Consider the following 14,196-nt stretch of genomic DNA (forward strand, 5'->3'; position numbering starts at 1 on the left):
CCGCACCACGAACTCCGGCCGATTGCGCGACAACGGCCGGAGTTATACGTTTTAGCAGCATCTGACTGAAACATACCTCCGTCGCAACGACGGTCCTAAACCTGCGTATCGGCGCGCACGCACGCCCTAACGACGAGGCGATATCTTGGCCGACGACGAGGACAAAGAGAGTAAAACAGAAGACCCGACAGAGAAAAAACTGCGGGACGCGATCGAGAAGGGCAATGTACCGGTTTCTCGAGAGGTGGCGATTTTCGCTTCTTCGCTCGCCTTCTACCTCTATCTTGTGTTTTTCGTGCCCGACGGGGTGGCGCGCGTCGGCGAAACGCTGCGCGACCTCTTCGAACAACCTGACCAGTGGCACATCGCAACGGCTTCCGACGTGGTGTCGCTCTTCGTCCATCTCGGCTGGGCGTCTGCTTCCCTGCTCATTCCCGTCATGGCGCTTTTTATTTTCGCCGGACTCGTCTCCGCTTTCGCGCAGAACATGCCGCAGTTCGTGCTGGAGCGAATCAGACCGCAGGCCAACCGCATCTCGCTCATCAAGGGATGGAACAGGCTTTTCAGCGCCCAGGGGCTGGTGGAGTTCGGCAAATCGCTTTTCAAGATCATTATCGTGTCGGTCATCATGGTCGTGGTGATGCGCGACGACTATTTCGCGATCCTCGACGCGATGTTTTCGGAACCGGAGACTGTATTCACCCGAATCGACGTGCTCATGCGGCAGGCTATGCTCGTCATTCTTGCCGCCACAGCAGTTCTTGCCGCCGTGGACCTCTTTTGGACGAGGCACCATTGGTACAGCGAGTTGCGTATGACCAAGCAGGAGATCAAGGACGAATACAAACAGTCTCAGGGCGACCCGATCGTTAAGTCGCGCCAGAGATCGATCGCCCGCGACCGCGCGCGCCGGCGCATGATCAACAACGTGCCGAGAGCAACCCTGGTGATCACGAACCCGACGCACTATGCGGTCGCGCTACGCTATGTGCGGGAGGAAAACGACGCTCCGGTGGTGGTGGCCAAGGGCCAGGACCTCATCGCGCTTAAGATTCGTGAGATTGCAGGTCAGAACGGCATTCCGATTTTCGAAGATCCTCCGCTTGCACGATCCATGTTTGCGCAAGTCTCGGTGGATAGTGTCATCCCGTCAGTTTTCTACAAGGCCGTGGCGGAACTCGTGCACCGGGTTTACGTCAAGCAGGCTCAGAAACAACGGGTACCCGGAAGAAAATGAAAAAAAGCCCCTATACCGACGAGCGGGAAAAGATCGTTGCACGCGCCATAAGCCCGGTTGCATCAGAGTTACGCCTGCTCGATGCGGCGGATTTGATCGCGCTGCTGCGATTCGAGTTCTACAGCAGCCTGTCCGATCTGGTGGCGTCAGCTGCCGAGCTCTATTTCCATCCGGGAACCGTGATCTTTGGAGCGGGCGGCGAATATCGGCTGGATTGGGGCGAGATGCCGGAGGTCTCGCTGGATCTGGAAATACGACCCAAGGACGTAACGATTTACGCCAAGCTCAGCCTGGGCGATCGCCAGGCCGGGCTTGAGATCAACCACATCGCCTTCGAAAAGCCCAGCGCCGACCCACATGAAAACACGGCGTTTCTGGCACAGGCTCTGGAAGAGTCGCGCTTCATCAAACAGCATGGGTCGCCGGTTCACGGGTGAGCCGGCCCGTTTCTACGCGAAAAACACTCGATCAGTTGTCAGTGGATGTAGCCAAGGCGAATCGCCTTGGCTATCGCCTGTATGCGGTTCACCGAGTCGAGCTTTATTGTCGCCGAGCCGAGATAGGCATTTACGGTATGCACGGAAAGGCCGAGCTTTTCGGCGATCTCCTCGCTGATGCGCCCGTCACCGGCAAGCTGAAGACAGGCGATCTCCCGATCGCTAAGCGCATCGGAGGGGCTGAGCCGACGTTCCTCGAGCGCCAGCACCTCCATAACCAGCTTGCAGCAACGGCCATGCGCGTCGAGGATCGCCTCGCCGGAAAGGTCGATCTCCAGATTACTTGCGAAAATCACAACACCGTTTCCGACCGCGCCGAGACGCACCGGAAACGCAATGCCTGAATTGGGTAAAAGCCGCTGCTTCAACTGGATAACGAACGGCGCGAAATCGTAGACGTCGGCAAGCCCCTCGCCGTCCTGGGCGTTCCAAACCATCGGCAGAATCGACACATCGAGATGCTGCAGAAGCTGATCACCATAGGCGCCGACAAATGCAGCCGATCCACCCCCGACGACGGGATCCCAGTTTTCCATCTGCGTTTCCAGACGACGCTTGCCCGGCAGACTGGCGCCCGAAACCCTCAGGAAAGCAAAGCTGCGCGTATTTAGTGACTTCTGGATCGACAGGAACTTTGGAAAGACGTCCGACCTACTAACCGCATTGCGGATCTGGACCGCTGGCATTTCAAGCCGCCCTTTTTCCGTATGGTCGCCGGTGTAAGTCATGGTCGCGTCCCAGCCCTAAACGAGATTGTTGCGAACGGCGTAGGCAATCGCTTCCGATCGCGTCTTGGTCGCCGTCTTGCGCATCACGCTGGTGATGTAGTTGTTGATGGTGTTTCTCGAAATGCCGAGAATCATCGCGATCTCGTCGCTGGTCTTGCCCTCGGCGATCCAGTAGAGGCATTCGAGCTCGCGCTCGGTCAACTCGAATTCCCTGTCGGTCTTCTGGCCTCGGGAGGTCGACAGACTGACACAGTATCCCGCCAGCAGGCCGGTCTCGCGCAGCCGCTCGGGCGACAACACCACATCCGTCGGAAACAGCATCAGCAGGGCGAGCCGGGTTCGTCCCACGTTGAACGTCAGCGAGCAGAAATGCCGGTCGATGTCGGACGGCACCTCGGCGTCATCCGGCAAGAGGGCAAACCGCGGGTGAAGGATCGATTGACACTTCTCGAATTCGGTGGTGCGGGCGTAATTTGCCGCCAGCTCGGACTCCACACGGCGCACCATATCAAAGGGCCAGTTGGAGCAGACAACGAAATCGAGACCGGCTTCCTGGACCAGGTCGTATCTGGCCAAAAGATAGAGTGATGCACCGACATACTCGGTGAGGATACGCAAGCCCGCCGCGACGTTGCCAGCGCCCGCCGCCAGCGAAAGCCGCGCGATCATCTGCTCGCGCGTCATGCCGTGGCCGAGAGTCCTTGTGCCGACCACGATGCCCGTGGCTTCTCCCGGCTGCTCCTTGCGATACCCCACTTCCATCGTGTTTCCCCCTCTCCGGGACGAAACGGCAAGCTTCGATCTCGTCGCGTGCCGTCGGAATGCCGCCATTTCCCGACCTGCAAGCTTCAATTCGATCATCGAATCACACAGGCATAGTAAGCCTTAAATTCGAAGGCGCGATAACCCGTTTTTTGGGAGTCCCCAGTTTTCACCCGTGAAGACAAGCAGAAGTGAAGTGAAACCGTCGTAGAACTGATGGCGACAGCAGTTGAAAACCCTGATTCCAAAGGGATGGGAGCTGGGGAAACGCAACACCATTGGGCTTTCAAATATGATAGATGGCTTTTACGCGACCCTCGCTGGGTGCCAAAAGTAAAACGCGCCGCCCCGGGGGCGACGCGTTCTGTCTGTGCGGTATCTTTGCCGATCAAGCTGCCTTGTCGACTGCCCATTTGCGGAGGATCTTCGCGGCGCGTTCTTCGCTGATTTCGACCATGCGCGACAGACGACGCTCGGGGCCTTCCTTGACCCGACGATTGAAGCCGGAATTCGGATCGTCGCCGATGTTGAGAAGATCGTCGGTCGAATCGAACCCGAAGTCGGAGCCGAAACCGTCCATGAGCGATGCGCCTGCGTCGGCACCGCCGAGGGCGGGTGAGAAGTCCGGCAGTTCCAGGCCAGCAGCCTCTTCGGAACCGCCCGTGGCGATGCTGGAGCTGGTTCCGCCAACGGAGCGGACCATCGGACGGATGCCCATCCAGATGATCAGGAAGGCGACGGCGACGAAGGCCAGCGAGTTGATGATGCCACCGAGATTGCGGCTGAGGATTTCCGTGACGCTGGGGCCGGTCGCGCTTTCCTCGAGAAGCTGATTCTCCAGGAATTCCATGGCGGTCAGCGTGACTACGTCGCCGCGGTCAGTATCGAGACCGGCTGCGGAGGCGACAATCTTCTGCATCTCCGCGAGATAGGCGTCGATCTTGGCCTGGTCGACGGGCTCGCCGACCATCTTGGCGACACGGCCGCGATTGACCACGACGGCGACCGAAAGCTTCTCGACGGTATAGCCGTTCCTGACTGTCGCTACCGTCTTCGAATTGATCTCGTAGTTGGTCTGTTCTTCCTTCTTGTCGCTTTCGTCATTGGAGCTCGGACCGCCGGCGCCGCCCTGGACGTTACCCTGCGGCACATTCTGTTCCACGGTCGCGGCCGTATCCTGCAGGCTCTGCTGCGACTTCTGCGCTTCCTTGGTGATCCGGACCGAGCGTTCGACGCGCGACTCCGGATCGAAGATCGTTTCCTGGATCTGCTGCGTATCGGTGTTGAGGACTGCCGTGACGGATGAACGGAAGTTGTCCATGCCGAGGAAGGGCGCCAGGGCCTTGTCGATGTTGGTCTCGATCTCCTGCTGCACCGACTGTACGACGCCGAGGGACCGGCTTGCCGTGCCGCCTGCCTCGTCGCCAGATGCCAGCAACTGGCCCGTCGAATCAAGAATCGTCACGTCCTCGACGTCGAGGCCGGGAACCGAAGATGCGACCAGGTGCCGAATCGATGCGGCGGCCTTGCGGCCGGCCGTGGCGCTTGCCCGGATCATGACGGATGCTGTCGGCTTCTGTTCACCACGCCTGAAGTTTCCGACGTCGGGCATGACGATGTGAACCCGCGCAGCCGCGATGCCACTGATCTGCTGGATGGTGCGTGCAACTTCGCCTTCCAGCGCCCGGACGCGGGTGACTTCCTGCATGAACGAGGTCAGGCCGAGGGACCCGACATTGTCGAAGAGCTCGTAGCCGGCATTGGCGCTGTTCGGCAGACCGCGCTCAGCGAGCAGAAGGCGCGCCTTGGTGGTCATGCCGACGGGAACGCGAATGCTTTTCCCGTCCGTTCCGACCTCGAAATCAATGTTCGATTCGGCGAGTGCAATGGAAACCTGGTTCAGGTCGACGGTTTCGAGACCAACATAAAGCGTCTCAAAGGCGGGCTTGTTGACGTAGAACGCCCCCGCCAGAATCACTGCGATCGACAAGACAGCGACGCCGGCCAAGGCCATCAAACGCGCCTGCCCTAGCTCCGCCAGGTTCTTAAAGACCTGAACTAATTGATTTAACAGATTCATTCTGTCTCACACCGTCAAACGAAGGGTTCAAGGCTTTTTGCCCTTGCAGGGACAATAGAAGCCGAAACTTGTGCGAACGTTTCGTTTTGGTGAAAGACAGATGAAGTAGAGGGACAATCAGAAGAAGTCGAAGTCGCCAGCGGCCTTCGTCAACGGCTGCGAATGCCCGTGCCTGATACCGGCGCCAAGAGCCTTCTGCATGTCGGCGAGCTTGACCAGGCTGAGCGCCGTGGAGACGTCGACCACCCAGTTGTCCGGGATGGTGCCGGTTATGGTGTCAATGAACTCTGCCAGGCCGCGCGCCTTCTGGACGGCAAGATCGATCCCCTGCATGACCTTGAGCGCATCGGGAGACTGAAGAATAGTCTCGCCGCCGAGTTCAAGAATCTGAGGTTCGATACGTTCGATCAAATACGCCACATCGTGCAACTCGGACACGACACGCATCAGCACTTCCGGCAACGTCTCATCCACGGTCGTGGTCTCCATACATACTCTGCGGCGTACCGCGTGATCGTTAAAAGAACTCGATCGAATCCTCGACCGGCTTGCTGACTGGTACCGGCTTCTGCTCGAGAGCGACGGTGCGCTGCGTTTCCGCTCCGGTGAGGGGATACTGGCGGGCGCGGCCGCTGACGGGCCAGAACTCCAGTTTGCGGCCATGCTCGCCACCCGTCGAGCCACCGACAACATTAATGCCTTCATCGCGCAGAAACTGCATCGCAAAGGCCGCGTTCTGTTCGCCGACATTGGAGAAGGTCGCTATCGTCTTCGCACCGCCGAAGACCTTCGCCTCCAGCCGGTCGCGCCGCGCGCCCTGTTTCAACAAGCCGTTGATCAGAAGTTCCATCAGGTGAACGCCGTAGCGGGTCGCGTCCCCTCCCCCCGAACCGGGAGTAGCGGAACCCGGAAGGAGAAAGTGGTTCATGCCACCGACTCCGGCGACCGGATCGCGCAAGCAAGCGGCCACGCACGAACCGAGAATGGTGGAGAGGACCACGTTGGGGTCACTCACTACCTTGTATTCGCCTTGTATTATGTGGACCCGCTTTGCAGCGCTTTCCTCTATCATTTTAGGGCTCCGAATACCGCCTCGATGGCGGCCTTCATCTTTTCGATGGTGAACGGTTTTGCGAGAACGTTGTTCGCGCCGAGCTGCGCCGCCTTCTGGACAAGGGCGCGGTCCCCCTGCGCGGTCAGGATGATGAACGCCGCTTTCTTGGTCGCCGGATTGGCGCGGACGTTCTGAAGGAAGACCAGGCCGTCCATCTTCGGCATGTTGAAGTCCGAGATGACCAGGTGATGCGGCTGCGCAGCCATAATCTTCATGCCCTGCTCGCCGTCACCGGCAGCAGTGATCTGCTTGAAGCCAAGCTGGGTCAGAGCATCACTCAAGAGCAAACGACTGGTGACCTGATCGTCGACGATCAGAACTTTGATTTTTTCAGCTATAGACATTATTCGATACCTTCTTTTCGGGCGGTAAGTTTCAGGATCTCTTCGCCGATGGAACCAAGTGGCAACTGCTGCTCGACGGCACCCAACTCCTGGGCGACGCGAGGCATGCCATAAACCACGCAGGTTTTTTCATTTTGCCCAAGGGTGCGGGCACCTGCGTGCCGCATCTTGAGCAATCCTGCCGCTCCATCGCGGCCCATTCCGGTCAGTATCACCCCGACCGCGTTTCTGCCTGCCAGTTCGGCGACGGAATCGAAGAGCACATCCACCGACGGCCTGTGGCCGTTGACAGGCGGACGTTCAACCAGACGGCAGCACGGTGCAGACGCGTTCACCACCTGAAGATGACGATCGCCGCCGGGCGCCAGATAGATTTTGCCAATCTCCAACCGAGCCCCATCCGTGGCTTCCTCCACCACCGGCGCGGACAAGCGGTTCAGCCGCTCGGCAAAGCTCTTGGTAAAGGTTGGCGGCATATGCTGCGTAATCACCGTGGGAGGGCAATTGCGCGGAAACTTCTGCAACACCGTGATCAGCGCTTCCACGCCACCGGTCGACGAACCGATCGCAACAATCTTGCGACCGACGCGGAATTCGGCAGCGGGAGCCGCATTGGCGGCCGGCGGCGGCGATGCGGCGCGATGATGGCTGAAGCGCCATTGCGAACGGGCCGCCGCCTTCACCTTCTCGGCCAGATCACCGAACGGATTGCGCTCTCCTGGGATTGGTTTGCTGACGCAATCGAAGGCTCCGATTTCGAGTGCGGTCAGCGAGGCGTCGGCACCCTGGTGCGTCAGTGTCGACACCATGATCACCGGCATCGGACGCAGACGCATGATCTTCTCGAGGAACTCAAGGCCGTTCATGTTCGGCATCTCGATGTCGAGAGTGACGACGTCGGGATTGAGTTCCTTGATCGCCGCGCGCGCTTCCATTGCGTCACCGGCCTGACCGATGACGTTTACCTCGGGATCCTGACTGAGAACGGCCGTGATGAGGCCACGCATGGTCGGACTGTCATCGACGACAAGAACGCGGGCGGGATTGCTCATGCCTTCCTGCCCCCCGTCTTGCCGATGTAGCGATAGGCGGTAATGCCAATATTGTCGAAAAGGTTCTTCGATTCGCCGGAGACCCGTTCGGAATGGCCGATATAGAGGTGGCCTCCTTCCGCCAGAAGTCCGGCAAAACGGGTCCAGATGCGCATCTGCGTCGGCTCGTCGAAATAGATCACGACGTTGCGGCAGAAGATCACATCGAACGGTCCCTTCAACGGCCACTGGGCCATGAGATTGAGTTCGTTGTAGGTGATCAGCCTCTTCACCTTGTCGTCGATCTGGAACTTGCGACGGCCGTTGATGTCCACCTCGCGGAACCATTGCTTGCGCATGGCCGGGCTCACGGTTTCCAGAGCCTGCTCGTCGTAAGCACCCTGACGGGCAACTGCCAGGATCTTCGGGTCGATATCGGTCGCGAGAATCTTGAAATCATAGTCGGCGGCATTCGGCAGCGCCTGCAGCACCGTCAGCGCGATGGAATACGGCTCCTGACCGTCGGACGAGGCCGCCGACCAGATGCGAACACGCCCACCGCTCTTCGCGCGGCTGATCAGTTCGGGCAAAACCGCATCACGAAGATGCTCGAAGTGATGGTTTTCGCGGAAGAAGCGGGTGAAATTGGTCGTCAGGTGCGAGAGCATCTCGCGGCGTTCGGTGGCGCCTTCCGGAGAGGAGACGAGCGCGCAATACTCGCGGAAGCCGCGCAGGCCGAGGGCCCGGATGTGCTTAGACAGCCGTGAATAGACGAGCGAAGCCTTGGAATCGTTCAGCGCGATCCCGGCATCGGAGTAGATCATCGCGGCAATCTCGTTGAGGTCGCGCCGGGTCAGCGGGTACTCGCCGCTCGCCAGCACCTCGTCGTCATGCAGTCTCGATGTCGCCTGTAGCAGTGTCATGCAGCTTCACTTTCGGATTCGGGGAACAGTGCCCCCAGCTCAATCAAGCAGATCATCCGCTTGTCGATCGCGAGGATTCCGCGGGCGTATTGTTTCTCGAGGTCGGAAGAGACCTCGGGGGTCGGCTGTATGTCGTCGTCCGTGACGGTCAGGATGTCGGAAACCGCATCCACCAGAAGGCCGATGATGCGGTTCTTGACCTGTGCCACGATAATCACGTGCCTGGGTGTCGGGTCGGCCGGCTTCATGGCCAGTCGCTTGGCTAGATCGACGATCGGCAGCACCGCTCCGCGCAGGTTGATCACGCCCATGACGTAAGAGGGTGCGTGCGGCAGCGGCGTGGCCTGCGTCCAGCCACGAATCTCCCGCACTGACATGATGTTCACGCTGAACTCCTGGTCGCCGATCCGGAAGGCGATAATCTCCCGGCTCCCTTGACTCAGATTCTTGACGGCGTACGACATCGACCTCTCTACCCTATACTCAGCCTGCTACTGCCAACGACATTTCCTGTTTCAACGACTGGCCACGCGAAGCGGCGACGACAGCATCCACGTCGAGGATGAGCGCCACGCGGCCATCTCCGAGGATCGTCGCCGCGGCGATGCCCGGCACGTGCGTGTAGTTTGCCTCAAGACTCTTAATAACGACCTGACGCTGACCCTGAATGGCATCGACCATCAGTGCCCGCTGGCCGCCACCTTCCGATTCGACCAGAAGTGCGACGCCCTCGATCGGATTGGCCTGGGTGGAGCGGAAGTTGAGGATACGGCCCACGTCCACGAGCGGGCAGAACGAATTACGGATCGAGATGAGCCGCTGGTTCGCACCGAAGGAGTGGATGTTCTCGGCTTCCGGCTGCAGGGTCTCGACGATCGCCGTCAAAGGCACGACGAGCGTCTGGCCGGCAACCGTGACGACCATGCCGTCGAGAACAGCGAGCGTCAGCGGCAGGCTCATAGTGAAGGTCGAGCCCTGGCCCGGACGCGAGGTGATCGAGATACGACCGCCGAGAGCCTGGATCGAGCGCTTGACGACGTCCATGCCGACGCCGCGACCGGAGATATCCGAGATCTTGTCGGCCGTGGAGAAGCCCGGCATGAAGATCAGGTTGTCGATTTCCTCATCCGTCAGGTTGGCATCGGCCGCGATCAGATCGTTGTCGATAGCCTTCTGGCGGACGCGCTCGCGGTTGATGCCGGCGCCGTCATCGACGAGTTCGATGACGATGCGGCCCGAACGATGCTTCGCGGTCAGCTTGACCGTGCCTTCCGGGTTCTTGCCGGCGGCTGCACGCTTTTCGGGGCTTTCGATACCGTGGTCGACAGCATTACGGATCATGTGGGTCAGCGGCTCGGCCAGCTTGTCGATGACCGTCTTGTCGACTTCGGTGTTTTCACCTTCGGTGACGAGGCGGATCGACTTGCCGACCATGTCGGCGACTTCGCGAACGATACGCGACATGCGCTGGAAGACCGGCTTCACCGGCTGCGCGCGGATCGCCATGACCGAATCCTGGATCTCGCGGGTGAGCTGCTGCAGCTCCTCCAGACCCATGTTGATCGATGAGGCACCGTTGTTGTCGTTCTCGATGACGCTCTGCGACAGCATTGCCTGGTTGATGACGAGCTCGCCCACCAGGTTGATGAGGCGGTCGACGCGGTCGAGATCAACGCGGATGGTCTGGCCAGCGGCATTCGCAGCCGCAGCGGCGGCGGCGTTGTTCTGGGCGGCAGCGGCGGCGGCCGCAGCGGCGCTTTCCTTGCGGTCTGCTTTCGCAGCGCCTGCAGCCATGTTCATGACATTTGTCGCGGTCTCGGCCGCGGCCACAGCCGCTTGAACGTCGGCATTCTCGGTCGATTCCGCTGCTTCGCCGGCTTCGGACGAACCCGCGTCATCCAGGATGGACAGATCGAACGGCACCGGCACCATCGGCGGCTCTTCGCCAGCGGCTTCCGCAGTCGGTTCCTCGTGCGGCTTGATTTCCAGGTCGCAGTCCCATTCGGCGAATTCGAATACCTGGCGGACGGCTTCTTCGCCTTTTTCGGCGGTGACCTGGATCTTCCAGGAGAAATAGGCCGCTTCCGGATCCATGTCTTCCAGCGAAGGCAGATCGTCCATGTTGCAATGGATGCTCATCTCGCCGACGCGGGACAGGTCCCGCAACAGAAGCGCAGCCTCGTTGCCCTTGGCGTAGAGCTCGCGGCGCGGCTTGAAGGAGACATCGAACTTGGACGGCACAATCGATGCTTCTTCCTCGCCACCGAAACCGTCGAAGGTGAACGGGATCGGCTGGAAGCCGCTGTCGTCGGTCGGCGCGGGTGCGGCGGCCTGAGGTGCTGCCGGCTTCGGCGCTGGCGCGGGGGCCGCTGCCTTCGGAGCCGGGGCGGCGCTCGGCGGCGGCGTTTCCCCGTTTGCGAGAGCCTCGAGTTCCTTGACGAGACCGCTGGAGCGGCTTTCGTCGACGCTGCCGCCGTCGCGAGCCGCGTTGGTCAAATCCGCCAGCACGTCGGCCGACTTCAGCATGACCTTCATAACTTCTGGGCCGGGCTCAAGCTTGTTGGACCGAACGCAATCAAGAGTCGTCTCGAAAACGTGGGCAAAGGCCACGAGATCGTCGAGGCCGAACGCACCGGCACCACCCTTGATCGAGTGGACGGCACGGAACACCGCATTGACCGTCTCGGGATCGCGATCCCCGTCGTTCATTTTCAGCAGACCGGATTCCAGTTCCGCGAGCTGTTCCTCGCACTCCTGGAAAAAGATCTCTTTGATTTCGTTCATATCCATAGGAGAAATTCCCGGCTTAGGCGGTTACGCGCTCGATGGCGTCGATCAGCTTTGTCGGATCGAAGGGCTTGACGATCCAGCCCGTCGCGCCGGCCTGGCGAGCACGGTTCTTCTTCTCGGCATCGCTTTCCGTCGTCAGCACGAGGATCGGGATGGCCCGGTACTTTTCGTTGCGCCGGACGCCTTCGATGAAACCGAAGCCATCAAGGCGCGGCATGTTGATGTCCGTGACGATGACGTCCGGGTTGCACTCCTCGAGAACCTCAAGGCCTTCGACGCCGTCTTCCGCCTGGATCGTCTCAAATCCCGCGTTGTTGAGCGTCACCAGGAGCATGTTCCGTATCGTCCTGGAATCGTCGACGGTCAGTACCTTCTTCTTCATTTCGCAATCTCCTTCGCGAGCAGGTGCTCGATGTTCACGCCAATCAGTTGCATTGTCTTCAAAAAGGCATCGGAAGCCTTGGCCACGACAAACGGCTTTCCGTCGCTCTCCCAGGTCTTCGCAGCCGCCATGAGCACCTGCACGCACTGCACGCCGAGACGCTCGACGCCTGAGGCATCGACGGCGACCGGCTTGCCGCGCAACGACTGGAGATTGGCCTTCAGATTGGAGGCTTCGTTCAAATCCAGCACGCTCGCCAGCTTGAAGTTGCCCGGATCATTCTTCTTTGCAGCCATCAATTGCTTCCTCGTCTTTCAACTCGTCCAAAGAACGCCCTCGGGCTTCCCGTCGGCAGTCGGCGCTCAGCGCCTTCCGAGCCGCGGTTTTCCACCCTCGTGTTTTCTGTGTATCCAAATGTGGTAAATAATCCCCTCATGCGCTCAGCCCCGCGAGATGATTGGGATAATAAAAGTCAGGTTCGCTAGGCGATGCCGGCAGCGGATGCTCCCGAACCGGCTGCGATTGCGCGCCGCGGCGCGGTGATTGCGTCGCGGGCGCGGCCTCGTGACGGCGCTGCAGATGGAACTGCCTGACGGTCTCGCCGAGCTCCAGGATAACGGTATGCAATTCATCCGCTTCCGTCTCCGCTCCGCCCATCGAAGTTGCTCGGTTGCCGATGGAGCGGAAGGTCCCGGAGAGCTCGCCGACACTGCCGGCGTTTTCACTGGCAAGCACCGACAGTCCCGACATGGTTTCGTTGATACCGGAAACCTGGCCGGCGATCTCGCCGATCATGCGTTGCGTTTCGCCGACGATCTCGACGCCTGCGTCGACCTGCGACTTGGTCGTAGCAACAAGCGTCTTGATCTCGCGGGCGGCATCCGCCGACCGCTGGGCAAGCGCACGAACCTCCTGTGCAACGACGGCGAAGCCCCGGCCGGAATCGCCGGCGCGGGCGGCCTCAATGCCGGCATTCAGCGCGAGAAGGTTGGTTTGGAAGGCGATTTCATCGATTGCACCAATGATGTGGCCGATCTGCTCCGCCGAGGTTTCAATGTCGGCCATAGCGCTGATCGCGCGACCCGCAACCTGACCACTGCGTTCGACAGCTTCGCGCGTGACGGACACAGCTTTCTCGGCAGCCGAACTCTGGTCCGTGCTTTCCCGCAGACGTGACCAGACACGCTCCAGCGCGGCAGACGCTTCGGCCAGTTCCCGACATTGTTCGGCGCCGAGATGCGTCTGAGAGATATGATAGTCCTTGATTCGGGACGCGGCCTCATGGGTTTGCGAGACGCGCTGGGAAACGTTCTCAAGCAGATCGCCGAGTTCCCTTACGCCGGCGTTGAACGCATCTGCCATGTCCCGGTATTCCGTCGGGACCTCGCTCTCGATCGTCACGGACAGATCGCGGCGTGCCATTGCATCAAGGGCCGGCTGAAAGATCGAGACGACTTGCGCCCTCTCGCGCTCTCGCAGGCCTGCCAGTTCATTGTGATGCTTGATGCGGAGCTCATTGAACCGCAGCGAGACGGCGATCTCGGCATCGACCATGACGAGACGGACAAGCGCGGCGGCCAGACTGGCCATTTCCTTTTGCCGACGCTTGCCGACCGGAAGGAAGCGGCGGCCGGACATTTCGGTGAGTATGCCCGCCAGCATGTGCTCAAGAAGAACGCCGTGGCCAGCGACCGTCCAGCGCGGGTCGAGCCCCATCTTGCTCTCGGTGTCGGAGAGCACCTTGACCCGCTCGGCATAGAGCGCGTCGAAGCGCGCGTCCGTGAGAACGTTAAAATGGGAGAGGAGAATGTCGTGAAGCCGGTCGGCCTGGCGCTCGCCGGTGAAGGCACGTGTGGCATCCGGCGAAGTGGCAAAGCGCTGAAAAAGATCCCTCAAGCCGCGCTCGACTAGAGGCAGCATCATGGGTCTGTTCTGGCGCAGACGTTCGCTGGTCTCCTCGTCCAGACCGGCAAAACGCAGGCGATCCCTCAGGCTGCTAGCCTGGGCCGCTTTCGCTCCGTCTGTCGGCAAGTCCTGCCCCACGCCCTGTGATCCCCGCTGACGTCGCCATTCACGGCGGCCGCATTGCAAGCCAGGCGCATTCAGGGGATTTCTACCGCCACCCGACCATAAAAGCGGGCAACGCCGTTCCCACAGAAGGTTGCTCCTGGCACTTCTTCAATGAAAACATACCGGATCGGAACCGGTACGGCGGGCGGCTTCATGCCTGGCGGGGACCGAAGATTTACGGTCCCACTCCGACGTATACGACAAGTCTTATGGTTAATTCCTTGCCCGAAGGTTAATA

General features: G+C 60.3%; 15 protein-coding genes. 2 read left to right on the top strand and 13 right to left on the bottom strand.

The features are described from left to right. Window positions 1–145: 145 nt before the first annotated feature. Together flhB and J5J09_RS01355 are read left to right on the top strand one after the other, a co-directional pair. Window positions 146–1,237: a flagellar biosynthesis protein FlhB gene (flhB, locus tag J5J09_RS01350; RefSeq protein WP_208547929.1), complete on the top strand. Its 1,092-nt coding sequence runs from the start codon at window positions 146–148 to the stop codon at window positions 1,235–1,237. Beyond that, window positions 1,234–1,674: a hypothetical protein gene (locus J5J09_RS01355; protein WP_208547930.1), complete on the top strand. Its 441-nt coding sequence runs from the start codon at window positions 1,234–1,236 to the stop codon at window positions 1,672–1,674. Before flhB ends, J5J09_RS01355 begins: the two co-directional genes overlap by 4 nt. 38 nt (window positions 1,675–1,712) lie before the next feature. On the opposite strand, the gene J5J09_RS01360 is transcribed toward J5J09_RS01355, so the two are convergent. The 13 genes from J5J09_RS01360 to J5J09_RS01420 form a co-directional block, all read right to left on the bottom strand. Further along, window positions 1,713–2,420, bottom strand: a complete 708-nt coding sequence (locus J5J09_RS01360) for a helix-turn-helix transcriptional regulator (RefSeq protein WP_246745882.1) — start codon at window positions 2,418–2,420, stop codon at window positions 1,713–1,715. A gap of 57 nt (window positions 2,421–2,477) precedes the next feature. Then, a complete protein-coding gene (locus J5J09_RS01365; RefSeq protein ID WP_246745883.1) occupies window positions 2,478–3,146 on the bottom strand; it encodes a helix-turn-helix transcriptional regulator in 669 nt (222 codons plus the stop codon). Between the two features lie 466 nt (window positions 3,147–3,612). Next, window positions 3,613–5,304, bottom strand: a complete 1,692-nt coding sequence (gene fliF / locus J5J09_RS01370) for a flagellar basal-body MS-ring/collar protein FliF (RefSeq protein ID WP_208547933.1) — start codon at window positions 5,302–5,304, stop codon at window positions 3,613–3,615. 117 nt (window positions 5,305–5,421) lie between these two features. Further along, window positions 5,422–5,751: a hypothetical protein gene (locus J5J09_RS01375; protein ID WP_246745884.1), complete on the bottom strand. Its 330-nt coding sequence runs from the start codon at window positions 5,749–5,751 to the stop codon at window positions 5,422–5,424. A 70-nt stretch (window positions 5,752–5,821) separates the two neighbouring features. Beyond that, entirely contained in the window at window positions 5,822–6,376 is a 555-nt protein-coding gene (gene cheD, locus J5J09_RS01380) for a chemoreceptor glutamine deamidase CheD (RefSeq protein ID WP_208547935.1), read from the bottom strand. Continuing rightward, window positions 6,373–6,762: a response regulator gene (locus tag J5J09_RS01385; RefSeq protein WP_208547936.1), complete on the bottom strand. Its 390-nt coding sequence runs from the start codon at window positions 6,760–6,762 to the stop codon at window positions 6,373–6,375. The genes cheD and J5J09_RS01385 overlap by 4 nt, the downstream gene beginning before the upstream one ends. Then, window positions 6,762–7,814 (bottom strand): chemotaxis response regulator protein-glutamate methylesterase, encoded by a 1,053-nt coding sequence (gene cheB, locus J5J09_RS01390; protein WP_208547937.1) that lies wholly within the window; start codon window positions 7,812–7,814, stop codon window positions 6,762–6,764. Before cheB ends, J5J09_RS01385 begins: the two co-directional genes overlap by 1 nt. Next, on the bottom strand, window positions 7,811–8,716 hold the full coding sequence (cheR, locus tag J5J09_RS01395; protein ID WP_208547938.1) for a protein-glutamate O-methyltransferase CheR: 906 nt from the start codon (window positions 8,714–8,716) through the stop codon (window positions 7,811–7,813). The genes cheB and cheR overlap by 4 nt, the downstream gene beginning before the upstream one ends. After that, the gene (locus tag J5J09_RS01400; protein ID WP_208547939.1) at window positions 8,713–9,180 is read right to left on the bottom strand and encodes a chemotaxis protein CheW; all 468 of its coding nucleotides are present in this window, start codon (window positions 9,178–9,180) and stop codon (window positions 8,713–8,715) included. The genes cheR and J5J09_RS01400 overlap by 4 nt, the downstream gene beginning before the upstream one ends. Before the next feature lie 19 nt (window positions 9,181–9,199). After that, window positions 9,200–11,506, bottom strand: coding sequence for a chemotaxis protein CheA (locus J5J09_RS01405; protein ID WP_208547940.1), 2,307 nt, complete (start codon window positions 11,504–11,506; stop codon window positions 9,200–9,202). A 16-nt stretch (window positions 11,507–11,522) separates the two neighbouring features. Continuing rightward, complete coding sequence (gene cheY1 / locus J5J09_RS01410; protein WP_028738986.1) at window positions 11,523–11,888, bottom strand: chemotaxis response regulator CheY1; 366 nt, start codon at window positions 11,886–11,888, stop codon at window positions 11,523–11,525. After that, a complete protein-coding gene (locus J5J09_RS01415; RefSeq protein WP_208547941.1) occupies window positions 11,885–12,184 on the bottom strand; it encodes an STAS domain-containing protein in 300 nt (99 codons plus the stop codon). Before J5J09_RS01415 ends, cheY1 begins: the two co-directional genes overlap by 4 nt. 136 nt (window positions 12,185–12,320) lie before the next feature. Further along, window positions 12,321–13,919: a globin-coupled sensor protein gene (locus J5J09_RS01420; protein WP_208547942.1), complete on the bottom strand. Its 1,599-nt coding sequence runs from the start codon at window positions 13,917–13,919 to the stop codon at window positions 12,321–12,323. Window positions 13,920–14,196: the final 277 nt, after the last annotated feature.

The sequence above is a fragment of the Ciceribacter sp. L1K22 genome (assembly GCF_017599385.1).
Classification (GTDB): domain Bacteria; phylum Pseudomonadota; class Alphaproteobacteria; order Rhizobiales; family Rhizobiaceae; genus Allorhizobium.

Excerpts from the sequence above, each read along its gene's own strand:
- J5J09_RS01360 (WP_246745882.1), bottom strand. The coding sequence starts at position 2,420 with ATGCCAGCGGTCCAGATCCGCAATGCGGTTAGTAGGTCGGACGTCTTT.
- cheY1 (WP_028738986.1), bottom strand. The coding sequence starts at position 11,888 with ATGAAGAAGAAGGTACTGACCGTCGACGATTCCAGGACGATACGGAAC.
- fliF (WP_208547933.1), bottom strand. The coding sequence starts at position 5,304 with ATGAATCTGTTAAATCAATTAGTTCAGGTCTTTAAGAACCTGGCGGAG.
- cheR (WP_208547938.1), bottom strand. The coding sequence starts at position 8,716 with ATGACACTGCTACAGGCGACATCGAGACTGCATGACGACGAGGTGCTG.
- J5J09_RS01375 (WP_246745884.1), bottom strand. The coding sequence starts at position 5,751 with ATGCGTGTCGTGTCCGAGTTGCACGATGTGGCGTATTTGATCGAACGT.
- cheB (WP_208547937.1), bottom strand. The coding sequence starts at position 7,814 with ATGAGCAATCCCGCCCGCGTTCTTGTCGTCGATGACAGTCCGACCATG.
- J5J09_RS01415 (WP_208547941.1), bottom strand. The coding sequence starts at position 12,184 with ATGGCTGCAAAGAAGAATGATCCGGGCAACTTCAAGCTGGCGAGCGTG.
- J5J09_RS01400 (WP_208547939.1), bottom strand. The coding sequence starts at position 9,180 with ATGTCGTACGCCGTCAAGAATCTGAGTCAAGGGAGCCGGGAGATTATC.
- J5J09_RS01385 (WP_208547936.1), bottom strand. The coding sequence starts at position 6,762 with ATGTCTATAGCTGAAAAAATCAAAGTTCTGATCGTCGACGATCAGGTC.
- cheD (WP_208547935.1), bottom strand. The coding sequence starts at position 6,376 with ATGATAGAGGAAAGCGCTGCAAAGCGGGTCCACATAATACAAGGCGAA.
- J5J09_RS01405 (WP_208547940.1), bottom strand. The coding sequence starts at position 11,506 with ATGGATATGAACGAAATCAAAGAGATCTTTTTCCAGGAGTGCGAGGAA.
- J5J09_RS01355 (WP_208547930.1), top strand. The coding sequence starts at position 1,234 with ATGAAAAAAAGCCCCTATACCGACGAGCGGGAAAAGATCGTTGCACGC.
- J5J09_RS01365 (WP_246745883.1), bottom strand. The coding sequence starts at position 3,146 with ATGACGCGCGAGCAGATGATCGCGCGGCTTTCGCTGGCGGCGGGCGCT.